Raw genomic sequence first — 23,799 nt, forward strand, 5'->3', positions numbered from 1 at the left:
TAACTGCATGTTTGAAGTCGATGAAGATATTTTACAAGACTTTCTTGTAGAGGCAGGAGAAATCCTAGAGCTTTTATCTGAACAGTTAGTTGAACTGGAAAATAATCCAGAAGATACCGAGTTACTAAATGCCATATTTAGAGGCTTTCACACTGTAAAAGGTGGTGCAGGCTTTTTAGCTATGACAGAACTTGTTGATGCTTGCCACGGCGCTGAAAACGTATTTGATTTACTACGTCAAGGCGTGCGAACGGTCAATTCAGAGTTAATGGATGTTATTTTACAAGCGCTCGACACCATTAATGAAATGTTCGCGACTATCCAAAATAGGGATAAGCCAGAACCAGCAGATCCTGAGTTACTTCAAACCCTCCACATTTTGGGCCTACCTCCAACAGAAGCCGAGCTTAACGGAGTCGCTTCAGAAACTGACGTTGAACAACCTCTTGATGAAGTAGTTGATACGCCAATAGCTGATGAGGAAGATCCATTTGCATTTGATGAAATGTTTAGCGGAACTCCTTCGGTTAGTGATGCTGAAATAAACGAAATCACTGAAGATGAATTTGAAAACTTACTTGATGAACTACACGGTAAAGGACAAGGTCCTGCAGTTGAAAAGCCAGTAGCAAGTAGTAGTGATTTTAATGGTGATATTACTGATGATGAATTTGACAGCTTATTAGACGAGTTACATGGAGTTGGCAGTTTTGGTGAGGTTGCGAGTAAAGCACCTGAGCAAAGTAGTGCAGTTAAAGCACCTGTAGAACCAGCTAAACCAGCGTCAAATACTGCTAATTCATCAGATGATGAAATTAGTGATGATGAATTTGAAGCGCTTCTTGATGAACTTCATGGTAAAGGCACTGCACCTAAATCAATAGAAAGCACTCCAGCTGTGAAACAGCCCAATATCCCAGCTAAACCAGCTGCAAAAGCGAGTGTGCCTGTAAAAAAACCAGAACCTGTAAAAGCACCCGCTTCTAAACCGGTAGAAAAACCGGTTGCTAAAGCAGCGCCAGCAACGCCTAAAAAATCAGCGCCACCAGCAGCAGAGACGACAGTTCGCGTAGATACAAAACGACTTGACCAAATTATGAATATGGTTGGTGAGTTAGTACTTGTGCGAAATCGTTTGGTTAGTTTAGCGACTAACTCAGACAGTGAAGCAATGGGTAAAGCAATCTCTAACTTAGATGTAGTGACTGCTGATATTCAAGGCGCGGTTATGCAAACGCGAATGCAACCAATTAAAAAGGTATTTGGTCGTTTCCCTCGCGTAGTACGCGATTTAGCACGCAGCTTAAACAAAGACATTGACTTACAACTTGTAGGTGAAGAAACCGATTTAGATAAAAACTTAGTGGAAGCACTAGCCGATCCGCTTGTGCATTTAGTTCGAAACTCAGTTGACCACGGTATTGAAATGCCAGCTGTTCGTGAGGCTGCCGGTAAGCCTAGAACAGGTAATGTTACTTTATCAGCGTCTCAGGAAGGCGACCATATTTTGTTGACCATTAAAGATGATGGCGCTGGTATGGATGCTGAGAAACTGAAAAAAATAGCAATTAGTAAAGGCGTACTCGACCACGATCAAGCGAGTCGACTTTCTGACACTGAAGCATACAACCTCATTTTTGCACCTGGCTTTTCAACAAAAGAAGAGATATCTGATATTTCAGGTCGTGGTGTTGGAATGGATGTGGTGAAAACTAAAATCACCCAATTGAACGGCTCTGTAAGTATTCAATCTGAGTTAGGCGTAGGTACCATTTTAGAGATAAAAGTACCACTTACCTTAGCCATATTACCGACCTTAATGGTAATTGTTGGCGCACAAACATTTGCGTTACCACTTGCTGGTGTTAGTGAAATATTCAACTTAGATTTAACGAAAACAAATGTGGTTGATGGGCAATTAACAATTATTGTGCGTAAAAAGGCAATACCGTTATTCTACCTCGAGCACTGGTTAGTTAAAGGCTCAGATCGTTCACAGCGAAAAGCAAAAGGCCATGTAGTTATTGTGCAAATTGGTACGCAGCAAATTGGTTTTGTTGTTGACTCATTAATTGGCCAAGAAGAAGTTGTAATTAAACCACTTGATGCGTTACTACAAGGTACCCCAGGTATGGCAGGCGCTACAATTACTTCAGATGGTGGCATTGCACTGATTTTAGACGTTCCAAACATGTTAAAACATTACGCAGGCTAATAATAAAGTAGGTATATATTTAATATATACCTACGCATAAATTTAATAAGAGAGCTAAATGGCCGTTAAAGTTTTAGTTGTTGATGATTCAAGCTTTTTTCGCCGCAGAGTAAGCGAAATTCTTGAACAAGATAGCGACATACAAGTTATAGGCTTTGCTGTGAATGGCAGAGAAGCTGTTGAAAAAGCAGCTCAGCTACGTCCAGATATGATCACTATGGATGTAGAAATGCCTGTGCTTGATGGTATTAGCGCAGTTAAAGAGATAATGGCGAGTAATCCAACGCCTATCTTAATGTTTTCATCACTAACACGTGATGGCGCAACAGCAACGTTTGATGCGCTAGATGCTGGAGCAATGGATTTTTTACCGAAAAAATTTGAAGACATCGCTCGCAATAATGAAGACGCTATAAAGCTTTTGCAAAATAAAGTGAAAGATATAGGGCGAAGACGTTTACCGCGAACGTTTAAATCTGCAACACCACCTAAGCCAGTAATATCAACTAAACCGATAACAAGCTCACTTTCGCAAAGAACAAACACACTAACGCCTTCGATAAAACAACCCGATAGAAGCTTTAAAAGAGCAGCACCTACAACATCGTCAGGTTCAAATGTTGCCTCAATGCGAGCAAGTGGAAAGCAATATCAGCTTGTGGCTATTGGCACTTCTACAGGTGGCCCTGTTGCACTACAAACTATACTGACTCAATTGCCAGCTAATTTCCCTCACCCTATTTTACTTATTCAGCATATGCCAGCTGCTTTTACACCTGCATTCGCAGCGCGCTTAAATGGTCTGTGCCAAATAAAAGTGAAAGAAGCACAACAAGGTGACCGCTTACAACCAGGAACGGCTTATCTAGCGCCTGGCGGACAGCAGATGATGGTAGAAGGGCGTGGTGCAAATAGAACACTGCGCGTATTTGAAGATCATAGCGAGAGAATAAGTTATAAACCGAGTGTAGATGTAACTTTTGCCAGTGCAGCAAAAACGTATCAAGGCGATGTGCTTGCTATCGTTTTAACAGGCATGGGCGCTGATGGACGTGACGGTGCAAGAATGTTAAAGCAAACGGGTGCAACTATTTGGGCACAGGATGAGAAAAGCTGTGTTGTTTATGGAATGCCTCAAGCCATTGCTAATGCGGGGCTTTCGAGTGAAAGCTTAGCATTAAGCGATGTTGCAGCACGTATCAAGAGAGAGGTAGGTTGTGGATAAACTCTCAATATTTGGACTATTTGTAGCACTGGGCGCAATAGGTTTAGGTTACTCTTTAGAAGGCGGCGTTGTTTCTGCTTTATTTAATGGTCCTGCCCTTATTATTGTATTAGGCGGCACGCTTGGTGCTGTTATGTTGCAAACATCAGCAAGTACCTTTAAAAAAATGCTAAATATGAGCTCTTGGGTTTTTGTTGCGCCACAATATGATATTGAAGATGCAATAGAACAAGTTAAGCGATGGTCTCATAAGGCACGTCAAGAAGGTTACTTAGCGCTTGAAAATGAAGCGCTAGCTCACCCAGATGCATATGCAGCAAAAGGTTTAAGCTTGCTTGTAGATGGCTGCTCAGAGCAAAAACTACGTGACACGCTTGAAATTGATTTACTGCTAGAACGCGATCGCTTGCTTGAAGCCGCACGTGTTTATGAAGCGATGGGGGGCTACAGTCCTACCATTGGTATTTTAGGTGCTGTGCTTGGTTTAATACAGGCAATGTCGTTTATTACCGATCCACAAATGCTTGGTGCAGGCGTTGCAACGGCATTTATCGCGACTATTTATGGTGTTGGTTTAGCTAATTTATTGTTTTTACCTATGGCAAATAAGTTAAAACAGCGTGTAGAGCAAAAAATGCTTTACCATGAAATGCTTGCCGAAGGCGTGATTGCAATAAGCGTTGGCGAAAGCCCAGTAAATATAGAATTAAAGCTTGAAGCCTACCGTGTAGAGCGTCCTAATTTAGTGGACGAATAACATGCTACGCCGACGACTGCGTCACTCTGCTCCTAAAAGTCAACATACAGAGCGTTGGCTTGTATCGTATGCCGATTACATGACCATTATGTTTGCTTTTTTTGTGGTGCTATATGCGATAGCGATCAACAAAGAAGAACAATTTCAAATATTGTCAGACTCCCTTGAACACGTTTTTGATAAATCTGCCCGCCAGCACTCCCAGCAAGGTGAGGGCGTCAATGGTAATGGAATATTGACTGATAGAGTGACGCCTGAACAAGAAGTTCTTTATGGTGAAAGTATTTTAAAAGAAGAACAAGGACCAGAGTTACTCGACGGTCAAAGTGATACAAGTAACATACAACAAAAATATTTAGGAAAACCACTCGATAGCTTACTTGCTAAGCTGCAGTCAGCGCTTATTGATGAAATTCGTGATGGAGAAGCCAGCTTAGAGCTTAATCAAGATTGGCTGATTATAGAGCTAAGCTCAGGTATGTTATTTTCAAGTGGTAGCTCAGTTGCACACTCTAGGGCAAAGCAAGTCGTCAAAATTGTTAAAGATATTATTGCTCCAGTAGATAACTATATTAGGGTGCGTGGCTATACTGATGATGAAAGTATTCGCAATGAAATATTTCGCTCAAATTGGGAACTCTCGGTTGCTAGAGCAACATCTATTTTAGTAGAGCTGGAAGCATTAGGTATTAATTCTGCCAGAATGGCGATAGAAGGTTATGGTCAATATTCACCTTTTGTAAGTAACGATACAGAACAAGGGCGAGCAGAAAATCGTAAAGTTGTTATTGCACTTTCTAAGTATGGTTTACCACCAATACAAGACATTAAAGGTGATGAACAAGCCGTTAAGCCAGTAGCGGAAGAGCCTGAAATTGAGCTTCCTTCAGATGACGATACAATAAAAATAATTCGTTTGCCTCATGGTGGTATTCGCATAACAACGCGCAATGAACAGTAATTAGGATGTAATGTGAAGATTTGGACTGTCGCAAATCAAAAAGGTGGTGTTGGTAAAACAACAACAGCAGTGAGCCTTGCTGGTATTTTAGCTTTGCAGGGTAAGCGTGTGTTGCTTATTGATACAGACCCTCATGCATCACTCACTTATTACTTTGGCATTGACTCAGAAGATTTGGAAGTCAGCGTATATGATATTTTTGCGCGTGGCACGAGCATGCAAAGTGAAGAGATACTTCAAGCTTTATGCCCATCAACACTTGAAAACCTAGATATTTTACCCGCAACAATGGCGATAGCCACGCTTGATAGAAGCATGGGTAATAAAACAGGTATGGGATTAATACTAAAAAAAGCGCTTGCAAAAATCAGTGAACATTACGATTATGCCATTTTAGATTGCCCCCCAGTTTTAGGGGTGTTAATGGTTAATGCGCTTGCAGCAAGTGAGCGAATTTTAGTGCCAGTGCAAACGGAATTTTTAGCACTGAAAGGGCTTGATAGAATGATGCGCACTATGGAATTAATGCAAACCTCTCAAGCGAAAGATTATCAATATACTATAATCCCTACTATGTATGATAAACGTACTAAAGCATCGTTAGAAGCATATAAAACACTGCAAAGTACATATGGTGATAAAGTCTGGCCAGGTGTGATACCGGTAGATACTAAATTTAGAGATGCAAGCTTTGCGCAAAAAGTGCCTGTAGAGTATTGTCCTCGTTCGCGTGGTGTATACGCATATAAAGCACTGCTAGAATATTTAATTGAACAAGGTTAATGAATGAGTAAGCAATTATTTGCTAATGAAAAAGTAATGAAACAATACCTAGGGGCTTTGTTATGTGAAGACGAGCCTGTAGATAACCTTGAGCCAGTCGCAAAATTACTTGAGCAAATGCCACACGACTCGCAGCAAGAACATATTCATTTAAAACCAAAAGAACAGATAAAAGCGGCAGAAAAAATATTTGATCAAGATTTACTTAATTCTGAAATTAAGCCAATAGTTGAACCGATATTTGAAGCCGCAAAAGTTAATAAAGCCATTGACGATGAAGTAATAGAGCCGATAAGTACGATTACAGAAGAACCAGAACCTCAGATTATAACCACTAGCCAATCTGACTATTTTGATGGTGAATTTCAGGCATTATTTTTTGAAGTTGCTGGTTTAACATTGGCTGTGCCATTAAAAGCATTAGGCGGTATACATCAACTAGGTGAAGTAAATCATTTATTTGGTAAGCCAAAGTGGTTTAAAGGCGTTATGCTCAACAGAGAAGAAAAGCTTAATGTTGTTGATACTGCTCGTTGGGTAATGCCAGAAAAGTATGATGATAAATTAGAGGCGTCTTTAGATTATCAGTATTTAATTACCTTAGGTGATAGCCAGTGGGGCTTATTAGCTGAAAAGTTGATAAATAACATTACATTGAGTAAAGAAGATGTAAAATGGCGTACAAATAAAAGTAAGCGCCCATGGCTTGCTGGTGTTATAAAAGAAAAAATGTGTGCTTTAATAGATGTAGATAATTTAAATATATTATTAGAGAAAGGCTTAGATAGCCGTCAGTAGTAATGACCATTACGGGGTAATAGCATGAATCAAGATAAATTACTGTCAGCAAATAAAAACGCAGATAATAATGATGAAATTTTACAGTGGGTTACGTTTAAGCTAGAGGAAGAAACCTACGGCGTAAATGTAATGCAAGTACAAGAAATACTTCGTTATACAGAGATAGCCCCTGTACCAGGTGCACCTTCTTACGTTATTGGTATTATTAACTTACGCGGTAACGTTGTAACTGTTATTGATACTCGTGCACGTTTTGGTTTGTTAGCTGCTGATGCAACCGATAATTCTCGTATATTAATTATTGAAGCTGAAGAACAAGTTATCGGCATTTTAGCCGACAGCGTATCTGAAGTCGTTTATTTACGCAGCTCTGAAATCGATAGTGCACCAAATGTTGGTACTGAAGAAAGTGCTAAGTTTATTCAAGGCGTTTGTAATCGTGATAATGAGCTACTGATTTTAGTCGATTTAAACAAGTTACTCAGCGATGATGAATGGGATGAGTTAAGCGATATATAAGCTTTACCAAATAAATTATGCTGTTACTTAGTATAGCTATATCAGCGTTAGCGGTAGGTCTTATATCGCTTGCGCTAATAATTGCATTAAAAAACAAACAAGTGAATGAAATTAATGCTGTATTACAGCAGCTTAAAGATAGCTCAGAGCAAACTCATATTTTGCGAAGTGAAATTTCAGAGCTTAGAACAGGGCTTTTAAGTATTGGTAAGCGAGTGCTTGAGGTTGAGCAACAAAATCAAGATTTGATACAGCAACAAGCTGCGCAGAAATACGATGACCCTGATGCTAAAATTTACTCTCGTGCAGTAAAAATGGTTGAGTTAGGTGCGGACCTCGATGAGGTGATACGCGAATGCGAATTACCGCGAGCAGAAGCCGAATTACTGTTTTCACTACATAAACAAAAAGGCGCTTAGCGCCTTTTTAGTTATAAGCGTGTAAATAATCTCACGCTTTAATATTTAACTTACCTTGAAAGTCTTGCCAGCCTGGCGGAAATTGACCTCTTAATACATACGAAAACGCAATAAGCTCTGCAATTACATAATAAAGCTCTTTAGGGATTTCTTCCCCTAAGCTTAAATGCGACAACGTTTTAGCAAGCGCAGCATCTTCGTGGATCATAATTCCTTTTAATTTTGCCGCTGCAATTATTTCGTCAGCTAACTCACCAAACCCTTTTACACTTACAGTGGGTGTGTTGCCAGCTTCGTATAAAAGCCCAATGGCTGACTTATTAATAGGTGTATCACTCATTACTAAACCTTAATATTAATAATTGCATGAGATTTATAAAATGCCTGATTATTTGCATCGCCTCGCTTTAAGTTGAGCTCTCCAACTTGTAAACCGTGCTTAGCTAGTTTGGATCTTAAATTATCTAAGTGAGGGTGAGCAATTGCGCTTACTTCTTGGCTCGAGGCTAATAGCTGGCAATCGAGTGCTTTATCCATTAACTCAGCGGTAATCTGTAACTGCCCAATCTGTGCATAATCAAAGTTTAACCTGACAAACCATACATTTTTATCTTCTAATTTATCTGCGCTTGGCTTTTTATATTGCCCCAATGTTATTTCTGTTTGGGCGGCCTCAGGCGGCAATTTCATTGGTAATAAAAATTGTGCAAGCGGGTTTGTGTCAGGTTGCTGATTTGGTGTTGAAACACTTACTTGGGTAAATGTGTTTTTAACTTGTACAATTTCGCTAGCCAATGCTTGAACTTGAACTTGCTGCAGTTGCTCAAGTATTTTTGCTCCCGCGTTTCCTGTTTTAAAAGTAGGTATGAGTACTTGTAAAAGTGCATCTAAGCCAGTTTGGTTATTAAAGCTTATCGGTGTTACTGATTGGCTAATTATAGGGGCTGCTAAAATACTCACTGCAACTTGTTCAAGTCCTTTAGTGAAGCTACTTTGTAGTATGTCACCCGTTAATTGAGATGGTTGTAAGGTGGCTAATACTTCACGCTGTATGGTCGCAGGGTTAACATTATTACTTGAGACCATGCGATTAAATGCTTGGTTAATTAAGCGAGTTAAATCGGGCGTGTCTTTTGTTGCTCTATTTGTAATGTCAGTAATTTGACTACTTAAAAGCTGTTTGTTACCAGCTACTCTATCCGTAGGGATTATGGCATAAGGAAGCTTTAATAATGTGCTTAATAGCTTTGCTTCTATTGGTTGTAGCATTTGACTACGAGAGGCAATATTAGATAACGGCTCTGCTAATGGGAGCATGTTTTTAATCGAGGCTGAGTTTGCACTGTTTTGATTGTTGCCGTTTATTACTGGTTGCACTGAAGACGTTGTTTGCCCTTTAGTAACAATTTCACTTGTAGGCTTAATTAACGTATCAACTTTACTGTTAGTACTAATATTCAGAGCACTCAATTGACTCGCGTTTAAATTACTTGGCTTAGCGCTCGCCACTCCATTTTGAGTAATATTATTTAGCGTTGGCGTTGGCGTTGGCGTGTTAGCTGTTGTTATATTTGTAGATGATTGCCAAACACTAACACTTCCTTTTATTTGCTGAGTTAATTGTACAAGTGGCGGAAGTCTTGAAAAGTGCTCTGGTAAAGTATTGCTCGTATTACTATTTAACGCAGTACTTACATTTTGGGTAATGTTAACTCTATTTAACGGTGATACTGTTAATTGCATAACTAAGCTCGGCCTTTGTATCGCAGATGATCCAGACGGCGGCATTAACTCAGATTTATTTGCTGCTGCAAAGGGCTTACTTTCAAAATATTTAACTGCATCATTAATTCGCGTTTTTAAATCACTAAAGCTATTTTGTAGCCACGACTTTATTGGGCTATCAGGTGTAAGCAGTGGGCTTGCTTTAATAGTGGACGCAGAAAAATGTATTTCAGGGACACTGCTTTTTTGAGCTAAAAGTAACTCGTTAAACGGTTTAGAAAATGAGTTATTAAGAGTTACTTTTATATTATTAGTATCGGTTTTAATAAGTAATTTATCAGCCTGATTTATTAAATTTACCTTAATGGGGGTGTTGGGTAGCTCACTAACTTGTTGATTAGTAATAGGCGTTGTAAACGAACCTGACTTTTGAGGATGAGTCAAAATAGCTAGTTTAGGTGTTGCTTGAAGTTGCGCACTAGGTAATAAGGCCACGAGTAATTTAGTAAGTTTAGTTTGGCTAAGTGGTTGCGTATGAATTGTATCTGCAAAGCGATTAATAACATTAAGCTGTGCGCCTTTGTTAGTCGTACTAACAACTACTTTTAAAGGCTGCTCAGTTAAAAGTAACTGCGCTACGTCTTTATTTATGGCAATACTGGCGTTAAGTTTATCAATTACTAATTTTGGGGTAGGGGACATAACCACCTGTAAATCCATTGGTTTGCTTTGTACCTCAGTGCCCGTGCTTACATAATTTAATAAACGCTGTAATTGTACTGGTTGATTTAAAGTAAGGGTTGTAGTGTTTGGCGTGATGTTGAGCTGTTTGCCATCGGGACTAAGTTGTATGTTAGCACTGGCTATCTTTTGTAAATTTTGAGGTGCGCTTGTAGTGCCAAGTCTTAATGTTTGCCAATGTTTATCAATAAATACATCAAGCGTAATCGAGTCTTTCGAAAATTGAATGTTTTTAGCCGCAAGTACCTCATTAGGTAATTGCGATAACTCATTGGTTTGAGGGTTTGTCGATTGATTGATAACCAATGAATTAGATAATGTTATTTGCGTTGGCGTATTCATTATTTTAAATCAAGTTTTCTCTATTTTAAGTGAATCGATTTTAAAGCAATATTCGTATTACCCTATCATTATGGTAGACTAACGCCTAATTTTTGGCAGAGAGAATCGTCATCTTGTTACACATTAAGTCCGTCACCTGCATCAAGCAAGATCGTTGTTTGTTTGCGGATCTTAATTTTAGCCTTAATAGCGGTCAAATCATGCAATTAGCGGGTCCTAATGGGGCTGGTAAAACATCGCTATTGCGTATTATCGCAGGCTTTTCTGTGCCTGATGAAGGGGCTGTTTTATTTCAAGAACAGCCTATATCTAAGTATTACGAAGAGTATGCCAGAGAGCTACTCTTTATAGGCCACAAAACAGGTGTAAATACTCAGCTTAGTGCAGTTGAAAATGTTCGTCATTGGTTACAAATTAATGGCTACATAAATCAGCCTGACTTGTATCCCATTTTAGCGCAACTTGGCCTTGTTGGACTTGAAGATGTACCGGTTAGAATGTTATCTGCTGGACAACAAAGACGTGTAGCTTTGGTTAGGCTTTGGTTAAGTGATTCTAAATTATGGGTACTTGATGAGCCATTTACCGCGCTTGATAAAAGCGGTGTTGCTTTTTTGCAGCAGCGATTTACTGAACACTTACAAAGCGGTGGTGCTATTTTATTAACGACTCACCAAGACTTAACGACCCATTTTAGTAACTTGCAAACGGTTACACTGGAGTATCGTCACTAATGACTCGTCAACATTCTTATTGGTTGCTATTTAGTGCGGTATTTACCAAAGATGTAAAACTTGCGTTTCGCCAGCGCGCTGAAATTGTAAATCCTATTTTGTTCTTCTTAATTGTAATTTCATTATTTCCGTTAGCAATCGGGCCTGAGCCTGGTTTACTAGCGAGAATGGCACCGGGAATTATTTGGGTTGCCGCATTACTTTCTACCATGCTGGGCTTGGATAAACTGTTTAGAGATGATTTTAATGATGGCTCATTGGAGCAGTTAATTGCATCGTCTTACCCGTTATCGTTAACCGTACTTGCTAAAGTGGCTGCTCACTGGGTGGTAACAGGTTTACCGCTTGTATTAATGACGCCGCTATTTGCATTGTTGTTAAACCTAGAAAGTACGGCGTTAACAGCGACTGTTTTAACATTATTATTAGGCACTCCACTATTGAGCTTTATTGGCGCAATAGGCGCAGGGCTTACTGTGGGATTACAAAAAGGGGGTATTTTGATGAGTTTACTCGTATTGCCTTTGTATATTCCTGTTTTGATTTTTGCAACGTCGGCTATCGATACCAGCTCTATGTCGCTGGATTATAGCGGGCAGCTTGCCATCCTTGGTGCAATGTTACTTATTGCTATTATTAGCGCACCAATTGCCATATCGTCAGCTTTAAAAGTGAGTGTAAGTTAATGTGGAAGTGGTTACATCCCTATGCTAAAGCAGAGCGTGCATACCAGTTATGCAATACGTTACTGCCTTATTTTGCCGTAGTTACTGTAGTTAGTATGATTGTTGGATGGGTATGGGGGCTTGGTTTTGCACCTGCCGATTACCAACAAAAAGACAGCTACCGTATCATTTTTATTCATGTTCCTTCTGCCATTTTGTCTATGGGGGCTTACTCATCAATGGCTATTGCAGCTGTTGTTGCACTTGTATGGCAACTACGAAATGCCGAACTTGCCGTTATTGCTATAGCGCCTGTTGGTGCTTGTATTACAGCTATAGCGCTTATTACTGGCGCTGCATGGGGTAAACCTATGTGGGGTGCTTGGTGGGTATGGGATGCGCGTTTAACGTCTGAACTTATTTTATTATTTTTATATCTTGGCGTGCTTTCGCTTTACCATGCATTTGAAGATAAGAAGTCAGCAGGGCGTGCGGCTTCCATTTTAGCGATTGTGGGCGTAATCAATTTACCTATTATTCATTACTCAGTTGAGTGGTGGAATACGCTACACCAAGGCGCAAGCATTACAAAACTAGACACTAAAGCAATAGACCCAAGTATGTTTTGGCCACTTATGGTTAATATTTTAGCCTTTGCTGCTTTTGTAGGAACAGTGACTTTAATTCGTCTTAAAAATGAAATTTTACAACGCGAAAAGCACCGACCGTGGGTGCGTTTGTTGTTAAATAAGGGGTAATTATGCAGTTTGACTCTTTTTCTGATTTTATTGCAATGGGAGGCTATGGGTTTTATATCTGGCTTTCTTTTGGTACATGCGCTCTTATTTTACTCGGTATTTTAGTGAACTCTTTAAGAGATACCAAACGTATTATGGCTTCAGTTGAGCAACAAATAATACGTGAAGCGCGAATTAAAAAAACTAAACAGGAACAAGCCTCATGAATCCAAGACGTAAAAAGCGCCTATTGGTAATTATTGCCGTACTGTTTGGTATTGGTGGATCAATTGGTTTAGTGCTTTATGCACTTCAAGAAAATATTAATCTTTTTTATACGCCAAGCGAACTTATTGATGGCAAAGGGCCTAATAAAGAAAAACCATTCATTGGCCAAAAGCTACGTATTGGTGGCATGGTTGTGCCAGGCACGGTTGAGCGTAATGAACAGAGCTTACAAGTAAGCTTTAAGCTAATTGATACAGGTCCATTAGTGACCGTGCGTTATCAAGGCATATTGCCAGACTTGTTTCGTGAGGGGCAAGGCATTGTAGCGCAGGGCGTATTAATCGAACCTAATGTTATTGAAGCATTTGAAGTGCTTGCAAAGCATGACGAAGAATATATGCCAGCAGAAGTTGCAGAGGCAGTTAAAGGTATTAAGCACGAAAAACCAAAATACAACTTAGATAGTGGTAATTAGCTATGATCCCAGAAATTGGTTATTTTTCTTTAACGCTTGCCATGGTGCTAAGCGTTTTACTGTGTATTTTTCCTCTTTGGGGCGCGCATACCGGTAATCTTCGATTAATGCGTGCAGCTCCCTCTTTAGCAATTGGGCAATTCGCTTTTGTTTTAATCTCTTTTGCAGCACTTATTTACGCCAGTGTAACGGATGATTTTACCGTATCGTATGTGGCATATCATTCAAGTAGCACACTGCCTTGGTATTACAAAATCACCTCCACATGGGGCGGCCATGAAGGCGCTATTTTACTGTGGTTAGTAATGCAAGCTGGTTGGACTGCCGTTGTTGCTGCGCGTTCTAAATCACTCCCTTGGGTGCTACGTGCCCGAGTATTGGGCGTACTTGGTTTTTTAGGTGTAGGTTTTATGATGTACACCTTACTACTTTCAAGCCCGTTTGAGCGCCTACTTCCTTATTTCCCGGTAGAAGGGCGTGATTTAAATCCGTTGCTTCAAGATCCGGGCATGATTATTCACCCGCCATTACTCTACATGGGTTATGTAGGGCTATCAGTTGCTTTCTCTTTTGCTATTGCTGCGCTATTAACTGGCAAGCTTGATAACACGTGGGCTAAATGGTCACGTCCTTGGACAATGACTGCGTGGGGCTTTTTAACACTAGGTATTACAATTGGTAGCTGGTGGGCATACTCAGAACTTGGCTGGGGTGGCTGGTGGTTTTGGGATCCAGTAGAAAACGCATCATTAATGCCATGGCTTGTTGCAACTGCATTACTGCACTCGTTAAGCGTAACTGAAAAACGCGGTGTGTTTAAATCGTGGACCGTATTACTTGCTATAGCAGCATTTTCATTGAGCTTATTAGGCACATTTATTGTGCGCTCGGGTATTATTGTATCGGTACATGCTTTTGCAACAGACCCTGATAGAGGCTTATTTATACTCGCCTTTTTAGGCATCGTTGTAGGTGGTGGCTTAGCGTTATATGCACTGCGTGTATCGCAAGTACATAGTGAAGGTCGATACAAGTTTGTATCACGCGAAGTGGCGTTATGGCTCAATAATATATTTTTAGTAGTTGCTACATTAATCGTATTGCTGGGTACGTTATTACCTATGGTTCATAAAGAAATGGGCTTGGGCAGTATTTCTATTGGCGAACCGTTTTTTAATAAGATGTTTGCAATAATTTTAGTGCCGTTTGCTATTTTGATGGGGATAGGGCCATTTTTACGCTGGAAGCAAAATAAATGGGCTTTCTTACAAAACAAAATATTAATGGGCGTATTAGCCAGTGTAGTGATTACCTGTGCTTGGTTGTTTTCAAGTTACGATTTAGTAAAACCACTTACGCTACTAGCCACTACGCTTGCGGTTTGGATTGCAATATCAACTGGGATCGACATTTATACTAAATCTGCTGTACACGGCACCTTAAAAGAAGGTTTAAAACGCTTAGGTGTAAGTTACTGGGCTATGGTGCTTGGGCATATTGGTATTTCGTTTGTTATTGCAGGTGTAACGCTTACATCAGCATATTCAGTTGAGCGTGACGTATCGATGAAACAAGGCGACACAGTTCAGCTTAACGAGTATGAATACCGCTTTGATGGTGTTAAAACTATTCGCGGGCCGAACTACAGTGGTCATGCTGGTGTTGTATCGGTGCTTAAAAACAATGAGCTAGTAACACGCTTACACGCCGAAAAGCGTAAGTATGATATTGGTATGCAGTTTATGACCGAGGCGGCAATAGATGCAGGCTTTACACGTGATTTATACTTAGCGTTAGGTGAGCAGTTGAGCCAAGGTGCATGGTCACTTCGCATTTATCATAAACCGTTTGTTCGTTGGATGTGGATTGGTGGTGTGCTTATTTCCCTAGCTGGATTTATGATTTTATTTGATAAACGCTACCGTACATCAGCTAAAACAGCGCGTAGAGCTGCATCGGAGAATGTTTTATGAACCGTAAAATTTTAGCTATTGCGCCGCTTTTAGTATTTGCTTTTGTGTGTGTATTTTTATACCAAGGCCTTTTTGCTAATCCTCGTGAAATTCAAACGGGTCGGTTAGGTCAAGAAATGCCAGCATTTAATCTACCTGATTTAATGCAAGACAATAAGCCGTGGACTAACGAGTCTTTAAAAGGCGAAGTTTACTTACTAAATGTATGGGGTACTTGGTGCCCAACATGTTTAGTTGAACTTGGTTATTTAACTAAGTTACGTGAGCAAGGCGTTAAAATTATTGGGCTTTATTACGTACAAGGTTACGACGCTGACTTTGATGGCCCTTTTGATATGCAATCACTTCGCAGTGAAGTGAGCGATATGCTACAACGTGCGGGTGACCCATATCAATTTAATATCTTGGATTTACATCGTACTTTGTCGTTGGATTTAGGTGTTTCGGGTGCGCCTGAAACATTTTTAGTCGATAAAAACGGCACTATTTTGTTGCATCACACGGGCGATATAAACCCGCGAGTATGGCGAGCCAAATTTGCGCCAATTATGCAGGAGCTTAAATAATGAAATGGTTACTACTTACGCTTAGCCTTTTTGTAAGCATCAGTGCGTTTGCAGAGCAAGATCGCTATCAATTTGATAACAACAAACAAGCAATATTGTTTGAAGAGCTAACTAAAGAGCTGCGATGTCCTAAGTGTCAAAATCAAAACATTGCGGATTCTGACGCTGTTGTTGCTAAAGACTTGCGCGATAAAGTGCTCGTATTGGTTAAAGAAGGTAAGAGCAAAGACGAAGTGATTGATTACATGATTGACCGCTTTGGCTATTTTGTTCATTACGACCCACCAGTTACACCAGCGACTTTAGTACTTTGGGTATTACCTGTATTAATTGTCATAGTCGGCTTTGGTTTTATTGTTATTCGCCAGCGAAAAGCATCAGTAAAACAAACGTGGAGCAGTGACGACGAAATGCTGTTAACGAAGCTAATTGAACAAAATAAACGTCAGGAGCAAAGTTAAATGATTTTAATGTGGGCGTGTTTTGCTTTACTCACACTGGTTGCTCTTGGGTTTGTGATGTTGCCTTTTTTAAAAAAAGAGCGCGTTCAAACAATTACTCATAACGCCAATGCTGAGCTAATTAGCATTTATGAGCAGCGTTTAGTTGATTTACAAACCGATTTAGATAATCAGCGTATTGATACCGTAAATCATGCAGAATCAATTATTGAATTAAAACGCCGTTTATTGAATGAGTTATCACCAGAAAAATCACTAAACAGCAAAGGTAATAATCGTATTTTTGCTTTAACTGGTGGCGCATTTGTTCTTGCTCTAACAGGTGTTTTTTATGGTTTAACGGGTAGCCAGCAGCAAATTTCGGCTTGGCATGATGCAATGGATAATTTAGCTGATTACGGCGAGCGTGCTGTAATGCAAAAAGGTGAGCCGCTTAGCCAAAATGAGCTGCAGGCTTTTGCATTGGCACTTCGTACAAAGCTTAGCCGCTCAGGTGATGACGAAGTCGCTTGGATGCTACTTGGACGAGTTGCTATGTCGCTTAATGAATTTGACATGGCGCAGCAGTCATTTGATAAAGCACTTCGTATGAATCCTGATAATATGCAGGTACTTATTAGTTATAGCCAAGTTTTATTACTAGAAGGCAGCGAAGCTAATATGACTCGTGCGGCAGGTATGCTCTCAAAAGTACTAAAAGTTGAGCCTACCAATTTAGATGCAATTTCCTTATTAGCACTCATTGCTTATGAGCGTAAAGATTGGCCTCAAGCCAAAGCTGCATTTGAAGTTTTACTTGCGAGTATGGAAAAAAATGATTCTCGTTATAGCATGATCTCTGAGCGTATCGCTGATATAGAGAAGCAAATGCAAACGGAAGGCTCTGTTATGCCAGTTACTACTACAACAGGTGCTATTGCAGTTACAGTCGACATTGCAAAAGAGCTTATAGATAAACAGCCAAAAGACGGTATCTTGTTTATATTTGCAAAAGCAGCAAGTGGTTCGCCAATGCCATTAGCTGCTGTTAAACTCGCTAATTATTCATTTCCAATTACAGTTGAGTTGAGTGATAGTAGTGCAATGGTTGCAGGGCTTAACTTATCTAGTGCAGAAAATATTATTATTTCGGCGCGTATTTCTATAGATGACTCGGTTATGCCAAGTTCTGGTGAGCTAGAAGGTCATTCAGAGTCGTTAAAGCGTGAAAGTGTAAGTGACTACCAACTTCAAATTGATACATTAATACCTTAAGGACGTTAGATGTTAAAACACAGTTTTACTTTTTTATGTTTATTGATACTAGCCGGGTGTGCTCAAGTACCACAAAGCAAAGTAGATGACAGAGATCCGCTGCAAAGTATTAATCGTCCGTTATACGACTTTAATATGGATGTACTGGATGCTTATTTATTGCGCCCAGTTGCTGTAGGTTATGTTGAAGTAACGCCTGTACCGGTAAGAAATGGTATTGTTAATTTCACAGGTAATATTACAGCACCTGTCGATATGATTAATGCGGGTTTGCAAGGTAAGCCGGGTAATGCAAGTGTGAGCTTAGCGCGTTTTTTAGTTAACTCTACGGTTGGTATTTTTGGTATTTTTGATGTTGCCAGTTCACTTGGTCTTGAAATTGTAGATGAAGACTTTGGACAAACGTTAGGTGTATGGGGCGTGGGTGATGGCGCTTATTTAATGCTACCTGGCATGGGTCCTACAACAGCACGTAACCTGACCGGTGATGTAGTCGACAACTTTGTATTGCCTGAAGTTGCGCTAACGACTCCACAAACTATTCTAGTGTTTGTTTTAAAAGCAGTTGAGGCGCGTGCATCATTAATCCCACAAGAAGGGTTATTAAATGATTCACTTGATCCGTACTTATTTGTAAAAGATATTTACTTCCAGCGTCAAATTTATGAGCTGTACGATGGCAACCCACCTATAAAAGAAGAGCCAGCTGATTTTGATGAAGACTTTTTAGAAAGTTTATAATTGAAAAGCCACTCACAAAAACGCCAGCTAAATGCTGGCGTTTTTATTTGCTGTTTATATATTTATTTTTCGTTCACTACTAACTGCATTTGTTCATTAACCCAAGCTAGCGCTTCATGATAGGCATCGGGAACTTTTTCTCCTAGGTTTAGCTCTTTCGTTAGTTCGTTTGCATCTGACCAGTTTGCTTGCTCGTAGTATTTAACTAAGTTTAAATATTTTGCTAGCAAGCCTTCATCGTTTAATAGCGCTGCTTTTATATCATTAGAAAGTGGAAGCTTTTTCATGACGCTTTCCATACTCTCATCTAAAATAGCATCCATTAGCGACATCATACCGGTTAAAAATGCCATGCCGGTATCTTTAAACTGCCCATGGGATATAGCGAGCAATTCAGCAAATCGAGCGCGCGTAAGCGATAGCCTTATTAGCTCTACAGGTTTATCTGCTGATACTTGTGCTGCAAACAGTAGTGACAATAGCTTTTTAATTTCGTTGGCGCCAAGCACTATAAGAGCTTGCTTAATGGTACTTATTTCTGCGCGTCTTGCAAATGCGGCAGAATTTGAATACCTAAGTAATTTATAAGATAGGTTTACATCACGTTCAAACACATCAGTGATTTTCTTAAGATCCATATCAACACTTGATGTTTCGTAAAGTAATTCAGCTAATGCCATTTCTGATGGTGGTAGAGCCTTACTTTGTACCATTTCAGGTTTTGAGAAGAAAAATCCTTGGAAATAATCAAACCCAAGCTCTAAAGCTTGTTGGTAAATTTCATAGGTTTCTACTTTTTCGGCAAGTAACTTAATATGTGAGTGCGGTTTTAAATCGTTTAGAACCGTTTTTATTGTATCTATATCGGATGCTAAAAAGTCTATTTTAATAATATCAATAAATGGGTAAAAATGACGCCATACAGGTTGATGAATGTAGTCATCAAGAGCAATAGTGTAACCTTTATCTTTTAAATCTTTAACGATAGCTAATAAACGCTTACCAGGCTGGATAGTTTCAAGTATTTCTACAACTATAGTGTCTTTACCTAGTAGTGTAGGGTAACCCTTTGATAGTGTTTCTAGGGTGAAGTTTATATAAGCAGGTTTATTGTCGGTTAAATCTTCTAAACCAAAATTAAACTGGCTACCCTCTATAAGTCGTGTTGTTGCTTCGTCACCATCTATATCGGGAAATACGTTATCAACGCCATCACGAAATAAAAGCTCATAACCGATAAGTTTTTTATCTCTATCTAAAATCGGTTGACGTGCAGCGTAAAAATACATAAACAGTTCCGTAAGAGTGATGTAATTGGGTATTGTAATAATATATGGCAAAAGATTCAAAATAGCATTACGTATATTTGCATGATTAATAAATTATCATTATAAATTAAGGTGTTTCTTCTATTTAATTTATTATATTTTACCAATTCGCTTTAAAATTATTCAACATGAGTATTTTTGTATCAGCTGGAAGCAACAAGTTGGAGATTTTATTGTTAGGCATGATATAGTCAGCGAGAATGGTTTTTATCCTAATAGTGTCTTTATTATAATATTTTAAGAGTCAATATTCGGATCAAGAGCCTGTTATTAATAATTATGCGGAGGCTAATTTGGAAACAGGAATGATTATTTCACTAGCATTATATTTTGTTGTAATGTTAGGTATCGGACTATATGCATATAAGCAATCTACTGGCGATGTATCAGGTTACATGTTAGGTGGACGAAATCTATCACCAAGTGTTGCTGCACTATCTGCAGGTGCATCTGACATGAGTGGCTGGATTTTAATGGGCCTACCTGGTGCGATGTTTGTTACTGGTTTTAGTAGTACATGGATAGCAATTGGTTTGGTGATTGGTGCTTGGTTAAATTACCTGTTAGTTGCACCTAGATTACGTGTGTACACTGAAAAAGCAAATGACTCTATAACAATCCCAGATTACTTCTCAAACCGCTTCAATGATAAGTCAAACTTATTACGTGTTGTATCTGCTGTTGTGATTATAGTCTTCTTTACTCTTTACACGTCATCTGGTGTTGTAGCCGGCGGAAAATTGTTTGAAAGCTCATTTGGTTTAAGTTATGAAGTGGGTTTATACATTACAACGGGTGTCGTTGTTTTATACACTTTGTTTGGTGGTTTTTTAGCGGTTAGCTTAACTGATTTCGTGCAAGGTTGTATTATGTTCATCGCGCTGATTCTAGTGCCTACCGTTGCATACTCTTTACTTGAACAACCTCTAGAATCTACTTTACATAGTGTAAATCCAGATATGCTTAACTGGATTGGAGCAGGCTCTGCATTAGGTATTATTTCTGCAATGGCATGGGGTTTAGGTTATTTTGGTCAACCACATATCATCGTTCGTTTTATGTCGGTACGTAGTGTTAAGGATATGCCTAAAGCTCGCCGTATTGGTATGACATGGATGATTGTTGCTGCCCTTGGTGCTGTTGGTACTGGTATATTTGGTGCTGCTTATACTTATGAAAATAATATTGTAGTTGAAGATCCTGAAACGATTTTCCTAATTCTTTCTGAGTTATTGTTCCACCCACTTATTGCTGGCTTTTTACTAGCTGCAATTTTGGCTGCTATCATGAGTACTATCTCATCGCAATTGCTAGTAAGCTCAAGTTCATTGACTGAAGATTTATATAAAACATTTTTACGTAAAGATGCTAGCGACTTTGAATTAGTTTCTGTTGGTCGAATTAGCGTTGCATTTGTTGCCCTGTTTGCAATTTATTTAGCGTACGATAGAGATAGCTCTATTTTAGACCTAGTAAGTAATGCATGGGCAGGCTTTGGTGCTGCTTTTGGACCACTTGTATTGTTTAGCCTTTATTGGAAACGTATGAATTTTGCTGGCGCCTTATCTGGTATGTTAGTAGGTGCGTTTACAGTGCTTGTTTGGATTTATGGTCCGTTTACTATTAATGGTGAAAGTTTAAGTAGCTTTATGTATGAAATAGTACCTGGCTTTATTTTAGCGAGTATCGCAATTGTTGTTGTTAGCTTAGTAACAAAAGAGCCAGAGCAAAACATCACTGCTTTATTTGATGAAGTAGAAAAAGAGCTTTAAATAGCAATTACTATTCATTTTAAAATGAGTAGTAAGTAATACCAATCCGCGATAATACTTAATCATTTTGCGGTGCTAAACGTGTTGCTACCGGCGTTAAAAAATTATCATTTAGAACAACTAAATATCAAATTTTTTGCCTAGCTATCAACACGTTTTTCCACCCTCAAAATAGATCACTTAATTAAGCGAATTGGTATAATAAAAAAGGGAGCAACTAAGTTGCTCCCTTTTTTATTTAGTTTGTCCCGTCCGAGGAGAGGACAATCTACGAGTTAACTTGCTTTTTTATCGTTGTTATCTTCAATTGATGCAACGTTATCTGACTTTTTACTTTTTGCTGGCGCTTTGGTAACAACTGGATCTTTGCCGCCCTTTAATATGGTCATAAAGTCATCTTTGCTTTTCGCTATTTCTAAAGCAAGTGATTCAATTTGTTGCTCACTAAGCGGTACGTCTACCTTTTCTAGCATTAGCTCAAGTGATTCTGCTATATCGAGCATCTTGTCATAAGCATCAGCTTCTTTTTTGGTAGTAAACGTCATACGCTCGACTCCGTTTCGTTCTACAACATATTTAACAACAACAGCCATGATTTCTCCTGCAAAATTGCTTGGCACCGTGGTTTGTAAAAACCATTAGATTACTGTTTTTATGTACAGTAATGGTTTGGGCGTAAATTTGCAAGCGCGAAGTATTAATTTTTAGGTGTCTTAAATTTGACAAAAAACGGTAACTTTACTTTAGTTAAGCAATCACTTGTTGTACCAGCTGCATTTTCAGGATTTCGGATCATAGTGATAATGCGTTTAGGTACACTTTAAATGATGAGCTTTTCAGTTCCTTACTTTTTGGTTTTCCTGAGCAACATTCAAAATTAAGAAAAGAAGAATAGGGACAAGTTTGATGAAAACGTTAAAAAATTTATTCATAATAAGCTTATTATGCTTACTACCTGCAACTACCGTATATGCACAACTATCGGAAGTAACTAAGCAAATGCCTCAAGTTGAGACAATTAGTATAAATAATGCTGATGCAGAGATGCTTGCTAAGCTACCAGGTATAGGTAAGAAAAAAGCGCAGGCAATTGTGGATTACCGTGAAGAAAACGGCGAATTTAAAAGCGTTAGTGATTTATCGCAAGTTAAAGGAATTGGTAAAAAACTATTAGCCAAATTAGAGGGGAAAATTTCACTTTAATAGCAGTAGATAACAATCAGGGCGCTATGCGCCCTGATTAAATTGTTTTAATGCATCGCTTAAGTGTTTTTTAGCAAAGTTGATTTCAATAGGTGTTGTTAAAAGTGGGTAGCAAAGTCCGCCGAGTATCAAAAACGGGATTAATATCCAACCTTTAAATACCGTGAATATTAAAAATAGTGGACTTAGTAATATTAATTTAATAATACGCAGTAACACTTTATCAGTTGGCGATAACATACTTAAAGAAAGTGCTATTACGTCCTGACGCTTGCGTACCTTTAGGTGTTTAAGCTCATCTAATTGGCTTGAAAAAAATGTAAACATATCAAATCGACTTTTTAATTAATAAACGGCCAATAACTATAATAAATAGTGTTAGTGAGAAAATCCCAAATATAATTTCCATCCAAGCAGGCATGCTCAAACCAACAAATTGCCAATCTATATTTCCACAATCCCCGGTCGCCTGAAAAAAGCTAGGTATCCATTCATGTAACGGCATAAACGACGGGAAGTTTGGTTCAAACTCACAGCTAAATGCAAAAGGGTCTGTGGTGGTTTGCATATCAATATGCTCGCGAGCAATTAAATATCCCCAAACACTCGATACACCCCAAATTACATACGCTAATATACGAACTGCTTTGCTCTGTGGTTTAGTCGAACCTACAATTCCTGCGCCTAATAGACCCAGTACGGCTGTACGTTGATATATGCACATTATGCAAGGCGCCAATCCCATTTGGTATTGAAAGAAAAGGGCGGTCACTTCAAGTAAAAAAACGATAGCTGTAAATAAAAGCCACGGGGTACGTTGGGTGGGTAATTGCGCAAGCCAGTTCATAAAAATTCCGCGTTTAAATAAGACGTTAGATTATGACCTAGGATAATGTATGCGGCAACAAAAAGGAAAAAAAAGCTACCGAAGTCGCTTTTTATAAGATGAAATTATTGACCACTCAATGCAGCCTCAGCAGAGGCTAAATGATGTTCTATTAGTTCCCATCGATACATAAGCTTAGTTATATCGCTTACTTATACAACATTGGTGCATTGCCTAAAAAATTCTTTAAAGTTGCAGTTAGAGCGCTCTGTTGCATAGGTGTTCCTTTTTAATGTACTTATGTGTATTAAGTTGATTCAGCTAGGTATGGTGTAAATAAAAAACACC

The 23,799-nt window shown here is 39.0% G+C and carries 26 protein-coding genes; 20 read left to right on the top strand and 6 right to left on the bottom strand.

The features are described 5' to 3' along the window. Positions 1 to 7: 7 nt before the first annotated feature. The 8 genes from CXF76_RS06735 to CXF76_RS06770 are packed head-to-tail and all read left to right on the top strand — an operon-like array spanning position 8 to position 7,680. On the top strand, positions 8 to 2,215 hold the full coding sequence (locus CXF76_RS06735; RefSeq protein ID WP_101163316.1) for a chemotaxis protein CheA: 2,208 nt from the start codon (positions 8 to 10) through the stop codon (positions 2,213 to 2,215). A 58-nt stretch (positions 2,216 to 2,273) separates the two neighbouring features. Then, entirely contained in the window at positions 2,274 to 3,440 is a 1,167-nt protein-coding gene (locus CXF76_RS06740; RefSeq protein WP_024608162.1) for a protein-glutamate methylesterase/protein-glutamine glutaminase, read from the top strand. After that, positions 3,433 to 4,197, top strand: a complete 765-nt coding sequence (locus CXF76_RS06745; protein WP_007585825.1) for a flagellar motor protein — start codon at positions 3,433 to 3,435, stop codon at positions 4,195 to 4,197. The genes CXF76_RS06740 and CXF76_RS06745 overlap by 8 nt, the downstream gene beginning before the upstream one ends. A gap of 1 nt (position 4,198) precedes the next feature. Next, positions 4,199 to 5,158 (top strand): flagellar motor protein MotB, encoded by a 960-nt coding sequence (locus tag CXF76_RS06750; RefSeq protein WP_007585826.1) that lies wholly within the window; start codon positions 4,199 to 4,201, stop codon positions 5,156 to 5,158. Positions 5,159 to 5,170: 12 nt separating this feature from the next. Continuing rightward, entirely contained in the window at positions 5,171 to 5,941 is a 771-nt protein-coding gene (locus tag CXF76_RS06755; RefSeq protein ID WP_007585827.1) for a ParA family protein, read from the top strand. Positions 5,942 to 5,944: 3 nt separating this feature from the next. Next, complete coding sequence (locus CXF76_RS06760; protein ID WP_010553893.1) at positions 5,945 to 6,739, top strand: chemotaxis protein CheW; 795 nt, start codon at positions 5,945 to 5,947, stop codon at positions 6,737 to 6,739. 24 nt (positions 6,740 to 6,763) lie between these two features. Beyond that, positions 6,764 to 7,261, top strand: a complete 498-nt coding sequence (locus CXF76_RS06765) for a chemotaxis protein CheW (RefSeq protein ID WP_002959294.1) — start codon at positions 6,764 to 6,766, stop codon at positions 7,259 to 7,261. A gap of 17 nt (positions 7,262 to 7,278) precedes the next feature. Further along, a complete protein-coding gene (locus CXF76_RS06770; protein ID WP_007585829.1) occupies positions 7,279 to 7,680 on the top strand; it encodes a DUF2802 domain-containing protein in 402 nt (133 codons plus the stop codon). Positions 7,681 to 7,711: 31 nt separating this feature from the next. On the opposite strand, the gene CXF76_RS06775 is transcribed toward CXF76_RS06770, so the two are convergent. Both CXF76_RS06775 and fliK read right to left on the bottom strand, forming a co-directional pair. Further along, on the bottom strand, positions 7,712 to 8,020 hold the full coding sequence (locus CXF76_RS06775) for an EscU/YscU/HrcU family type III secretion system export apparatus switch protein (RefSeq protein ID WP_024589934.1): 309 nt from the start codon (positions 8,018 to 8,020) through the stop codon (positions 7,712 to 7,714). 2 nt (positions 8,021 to 8,022) lie between these two features. After that, a complete protein-coding gene (fliK, locus tag CXF76_RS06780) occupies positions 8,023 to 10,488 on the bottom strand; it encodes a flagellar hook-length control protein FliK (RefSeq protein ID WP_101163317.1) in 2,466 nt (821 codons plus the stop codon). Between the two features lie 113 nt (positions 10,489 to 10,601). On the opposite strand from fliK, the gene ccmA reads away from it, so the two are divergent. Genes ccmA through CXF76_RS06830 form a run of 10 tightly spaced genes read left to right on the top strand, consistent with a single transcriptional unit; the run spans position 10,602 to position 18,322 of the window. Continuing rightward, a complete protein-coding gene (gene ccmA, locus CXF76_RS06785; RefSeq protein ID WP_076915509.1) occupies positions 10,602 to 11,222 on the top strand; it encodes a cytochrome c biogenesis heme-transporting ATPase CcmA in 621 nt (206 codons plus the stop codon). After that, entirely contained in the window at positions 11,222 to 11,908 is a 687-nt protein-coding gene (gene ccmB / locus CXF76_RS06790; RefSeq protein ID WP_024608159.1) for a heme exporter protein CcmB, read from the top strand. The genes ccmA and ccmB overlap by 1 nt, the downstream gene beginning before the upstream one ends. Beyond that, positions 11,908 to 12,645: a heme ABC transporter permease gene (locus CXF76_RS06795; protein WP_007585844.1), complete on the top strand. Its 738-nt coding sequence runs from the start codon at positions 11,908 to 11,910 to the stop codon at positions 12,643 to 12,645. The genes ccmB and CXF76_RS06795 overlap by 1 nt, the downstream gene beginning before the upstream one ends. A gap of 2 nt (positions 12,646 to 12,647) precedes the next feature. After that, positions 12,648 to 12,851, top strand: coding sequence for a heme exporter protein CcmD (gene ccmD / locus CXF76_RS06800; protein WP_101163318.1), 204 nt, complete (start codon positions 12,648 to 12,650; stop codon positions 12,849 to 12,851). Continuing rightward, complete coding sequence (gene ccmE / locus CXF76_RS06805; protein ID WP_007585848.1) at positions 12,848 to 13,327, top strand: cytochrome c maturation protein CcmE; 480 nt, start codon at positions 12,848 to 12,850, stop codon at positions 13,325 to 13,327. Before ccmD ends, ccmE begins: the two co-directional genes overlap by 4 nt. 2 nt (positions 13,328 to 13,329) lie before the next feature. Beyond that, a complete protein-coding gene (locus CXF76_RS06810) occupies positions 13,330 to 15,300 on the top strand; it encodes a heme lyase CcmF/NrfE family subunit (protein WP_024589932.1) in 1,971 nt (656 codons plus the stop codon). Then, entirely contained in the window at positions 15,297 to 15,866 is a 570-nt protein-coding gene (locus tag CXF76_RS06815) for a redoxin family protein (protein ID WP_024589931.1), read from the top strand. The genes CXF76_RS06810 and CXF76_RS06815 overlap by 4 nt, the downstream gene beginning before the upstream one ends. After that, positions 15,866 to 16,327 (top strand): cytochrome c-type biogenesis protein, encoded by a 462-nt coding sequence (locus CXF76_RS06820; protein WP_024589930.1) that lies wholly within the window; start codon positions 15,866 to 15,868, stop codon positions 16,325 to 16,327. Before CXF76_RS06815 ends, CXF76_RS06820 begins: the two co-directional genes overlap by 1 nt. After that, positions 16,328 to 17,581 carry a c-type cytochrome biogenesis protein CcmI gene (ccmI, locus tag CXF76_RS06825; RefSeq protein WP_101163319.1) on the top strand — a complete coding sequence of 418 codons (1,254 nt, stop codon included), beginning with the start codon at positions 16,328 to 16,330 and terminating at the stop codon, positions 17,579 to 17,581. A 9-nt stretch (positions 17,582 to 17,590) separates the two neighbouring features. Beyond that, the gene (locus tag CXF76_RS06830; RefSeq protein WP_007585858.1) at positions 17,591 to 18,322 is read left to right on the top strand and encodes an MlaA family lipoprotein; all 732 of its coding nucleotides are present in this window, start codon (positions 17,591 to 17,593) and stop codon (positions 18,320 to 18,322) included. A 62-nt stretch (positions 18,323 to 18,384) separates the two neighbouring features. Here CXF76_RS06830 and CXF76_RS06835 read toward each other — a convergent pair whose 3' ends face one another. Further along, complete coding sequence (locus CXF76_RS06835; protein WP_101163320.1) at positions 18,385 to 19,611, bottom strand: EAL and HDOD domain-containing protein; 1,227 nt, start codon at positions 19,609 to 19,611, stop codon at positions 18,385 to 18,387. A gap of 332 nt (positions 19,612 to 19,943) precedes the next feature. Here CXF76_RS06835 and putP point away from each other — a divergent pair, with 332 nt between their 5' ends. Then, entirely contained in the window at positions 19,944 to 21,422 is a 1,479-nt protein-coding gene (putP, locus tag CXF76_RS06840; protein WP_101163321.1) for a sodium/proline symporter PutP, read from the top strand. Positions 21,423 to 21,697: 275 nt separating this feature from the next. On the opposite strand, the gene CXF76_RS06845 is transcribed toward putP, so the two are convergent. Then, positions 21,698 to 22,015: a YebG family protein gene (locus tag CXF76_RS06845; protein WP_007584105.1), complete on the bottom strand. Its 318-nt coding sequence runs from the start codon at positions 22,013 to 22,015 to the stop codon at positions 21,698 to 21,700. 313 nt (positions 22,016 to 22,328) lie between these two features. Between CXF76_RS06845 and CXF76_RS06850 the strand changes: the two genes are divergently transcribed. Continuing rightward, positions 22,329 to 22,625: a ComEA family DNA-binding protein gene (locus CXF76_RS06850; RefSeq protein WP_024608155.1), complete on the top strand. Its 297-nt coding sequence runs from the start codon at positions 22,329 to 22,331 to the stop codon at positions 22,623 to 22,625. 24 nt (positions 22,626 to 22,649) lie between these two features. Here CXF76_RS06850 and CXF76_RS06855 read toward each other — a convergent pair whose 3' ends face one another. Together CXF76_RS06855 and dsbB are read right to left on the bottom strand one after the other, a co-directional pair. Further along, complete coding sequence (locus tag CXF76_RS06855) at positions 22,650 to 22,952, bottom strand: DUF6170 family protein (protein ID WP_010553884.1); 303 nt, start codon at positions 22,950 to 22,952, stop codon at positions 22,650 to 22,652. A 1-nt stretch (position 22,953) separates the two neighbouring features. Beyond that, positions 22,954 to 23,472, bottom strand: coding sequence for a disulfide bond formation protein DsbB (dsbB, locus tag CXF76_RS06860; RefSeq protein ID WP_007584117.1), 519 nt, complete (start codon positions 23,470 to 23,472; stop codon positions 22,954 to 22,956). Positions 23,473 to 23,799 lie beyond the last annotated feature (327 nt).

Origin of the sequence: Pseudoalteromonas sp. 78C3 (assembly GCF_002836695.1) — a bacterium.
GTDB classification, from domain to species: Bacteria; Pseudomonadota; Gammaproteobacteria; order Enterobacterales; family Alteromonadaceae; genus Pseudoalteromonas; species Pseudoalteromonas arctica.

Coding starts and splice junctions, on each gene's coding strand:
- CXF76_RS06830 (WP_007585858.1), top strand. CDS start 17,591: ATGTTAAAACACAGTTTTACTTTTTTATGTTTATTGATACTAGCCGGG.
- ccmI (WP_101163319.1), top strand. CDS start 16,328: ATGATTTTAATGTGGGCGTGTTTTGCTTTACTCACACTGGTTGCTCTT.
- CXF76_RS06795 (WP_007585844.1), top strand. CDS start 11,908: ATGTGGAAGTGGTTACATCCCTATGCTAAAGCAGAGCGTGCATACCAG.
- dsbB (WP_007584117.1), bottom strand. CDS start 23,472: ATGAACTGGCTTGCGCAATTACCCACCCAACGTACCCCGTGGCTTTTA.
- CXF76_RS06735 (WP_101163316.1), top strand. CDS start 8: ATGTTTGAAGTCGATGAAGATATTTTACAAGACTTTCTTGTAGAGGCA.
- fliK (WP_101163317.1), bottom strand. CDS start 10,488: ATGAATACGCCAACGCAAATAACATTATCTAATTCATTGGTTATCAAT.
- CXF76_RS06855 (WP_010553884.1), bottom strand. CDS start 22,952: ATGTTTACATTTTTTTCAAGCCAATTAGATGAGCTTAAACACCTAAAG.
- CXF76_RS06765 (WP_002959294.1), top strand. CDS start 6,764: ATGAATCAAGATAAATTACTGTCAGCAAATAAAAACGCAGATAATAAT.
- CXF76_RS06810 (WP_024589932.1), top strand. CDS start 13,330: ATGATCCCAGAAATTGGTTATTTTTCTTTAACGCTTGCCATGGTGCTA.
- CXF76_RS06820 (WP_024589930.1), top strand. CDS start 15,866: ATGAAATGGTTACTACTTACGCTTAGCCTTTTTGTAAGCATCAGTGCG.
- CXF76_RS06815 (WP_024589931.1), top strand. CDS start 15,297: ATGAACCGTAAAATTTTAGCTATTGCGCCGCTTTTAGTATTTGCTTTT.
- CXF76_RS06740 (WP_024608162.1), top strand. CDS start 2,274: ATGGCCGTTAAAGTTTTAGTTGTTGATGATTCAAGCTTTTTTCGCCGC.
- CXF76_RS06775 (WP_024589934.1), bottom strand. CDS start 8,020: ATGAGTGATACACCTATTAATAAGTCAGCCATTGGGCTTTTATACGAA.
- CXF76_RS06770 (WP_007585829.1), top strand. CDS start 7,279: ATGCTGTTACTTAGTATAGCTATATCAGCGTTAGCGGTAGGTCTTATA.
- CXF76_RS06760 (WP_010553893.1), top strand. CDS start 5,945: ATGAGTAAGCAATTATTTGCTAATGAAAAAGTAATGAAACAATACCTA.
- CXF76_RS06750 (WP_007585826.1), top strand. CDS start 4,199: ATGCTACGCCGACGACTGCGTCACTCTGCTCCTAAAAGTCAACATACA.
- ccmB (WP_024608159.1), top strand. CDS start 11,222: ATGACTCGTCAACATTCTTATTGGTTGCTATTTAGTGCGGTATTTACC.
- ccmD (WP_101163318.1), top strand. CDS start 12,648: ATGCAGTTTGACTCTTTTTCTGATTTTATTGCAATGGGAGGCTATGGG.
- CXF76_RS06845 (WP_007584105.1), bottom strand. CDS start 22,015: ATGGCTGTTGTTGTTAAATATGTTGTAGAACGAAACGGAGTCGAGCGT.
- CXF76_RS06835 (WP_101163320.1), bottom strand. CDS start 19,611: ATGTATTTTTACGCTGCACGTCAACCGATTTTAGATAGAGATAAAAAA.
- ccmE (WP_007585848.1), top strand. CDS start 12,848: ATGAATCCAAGACGTAAAAAGCGCCTATTGGTAATTATTGCCGTACTG.
- CXF76_RS06850 (WP_024608155.1), top strand. CDS start 22,329: ATGAAAACGTTAAAAAATTTATTCATAATAAGCTTATTATGCTTACTA.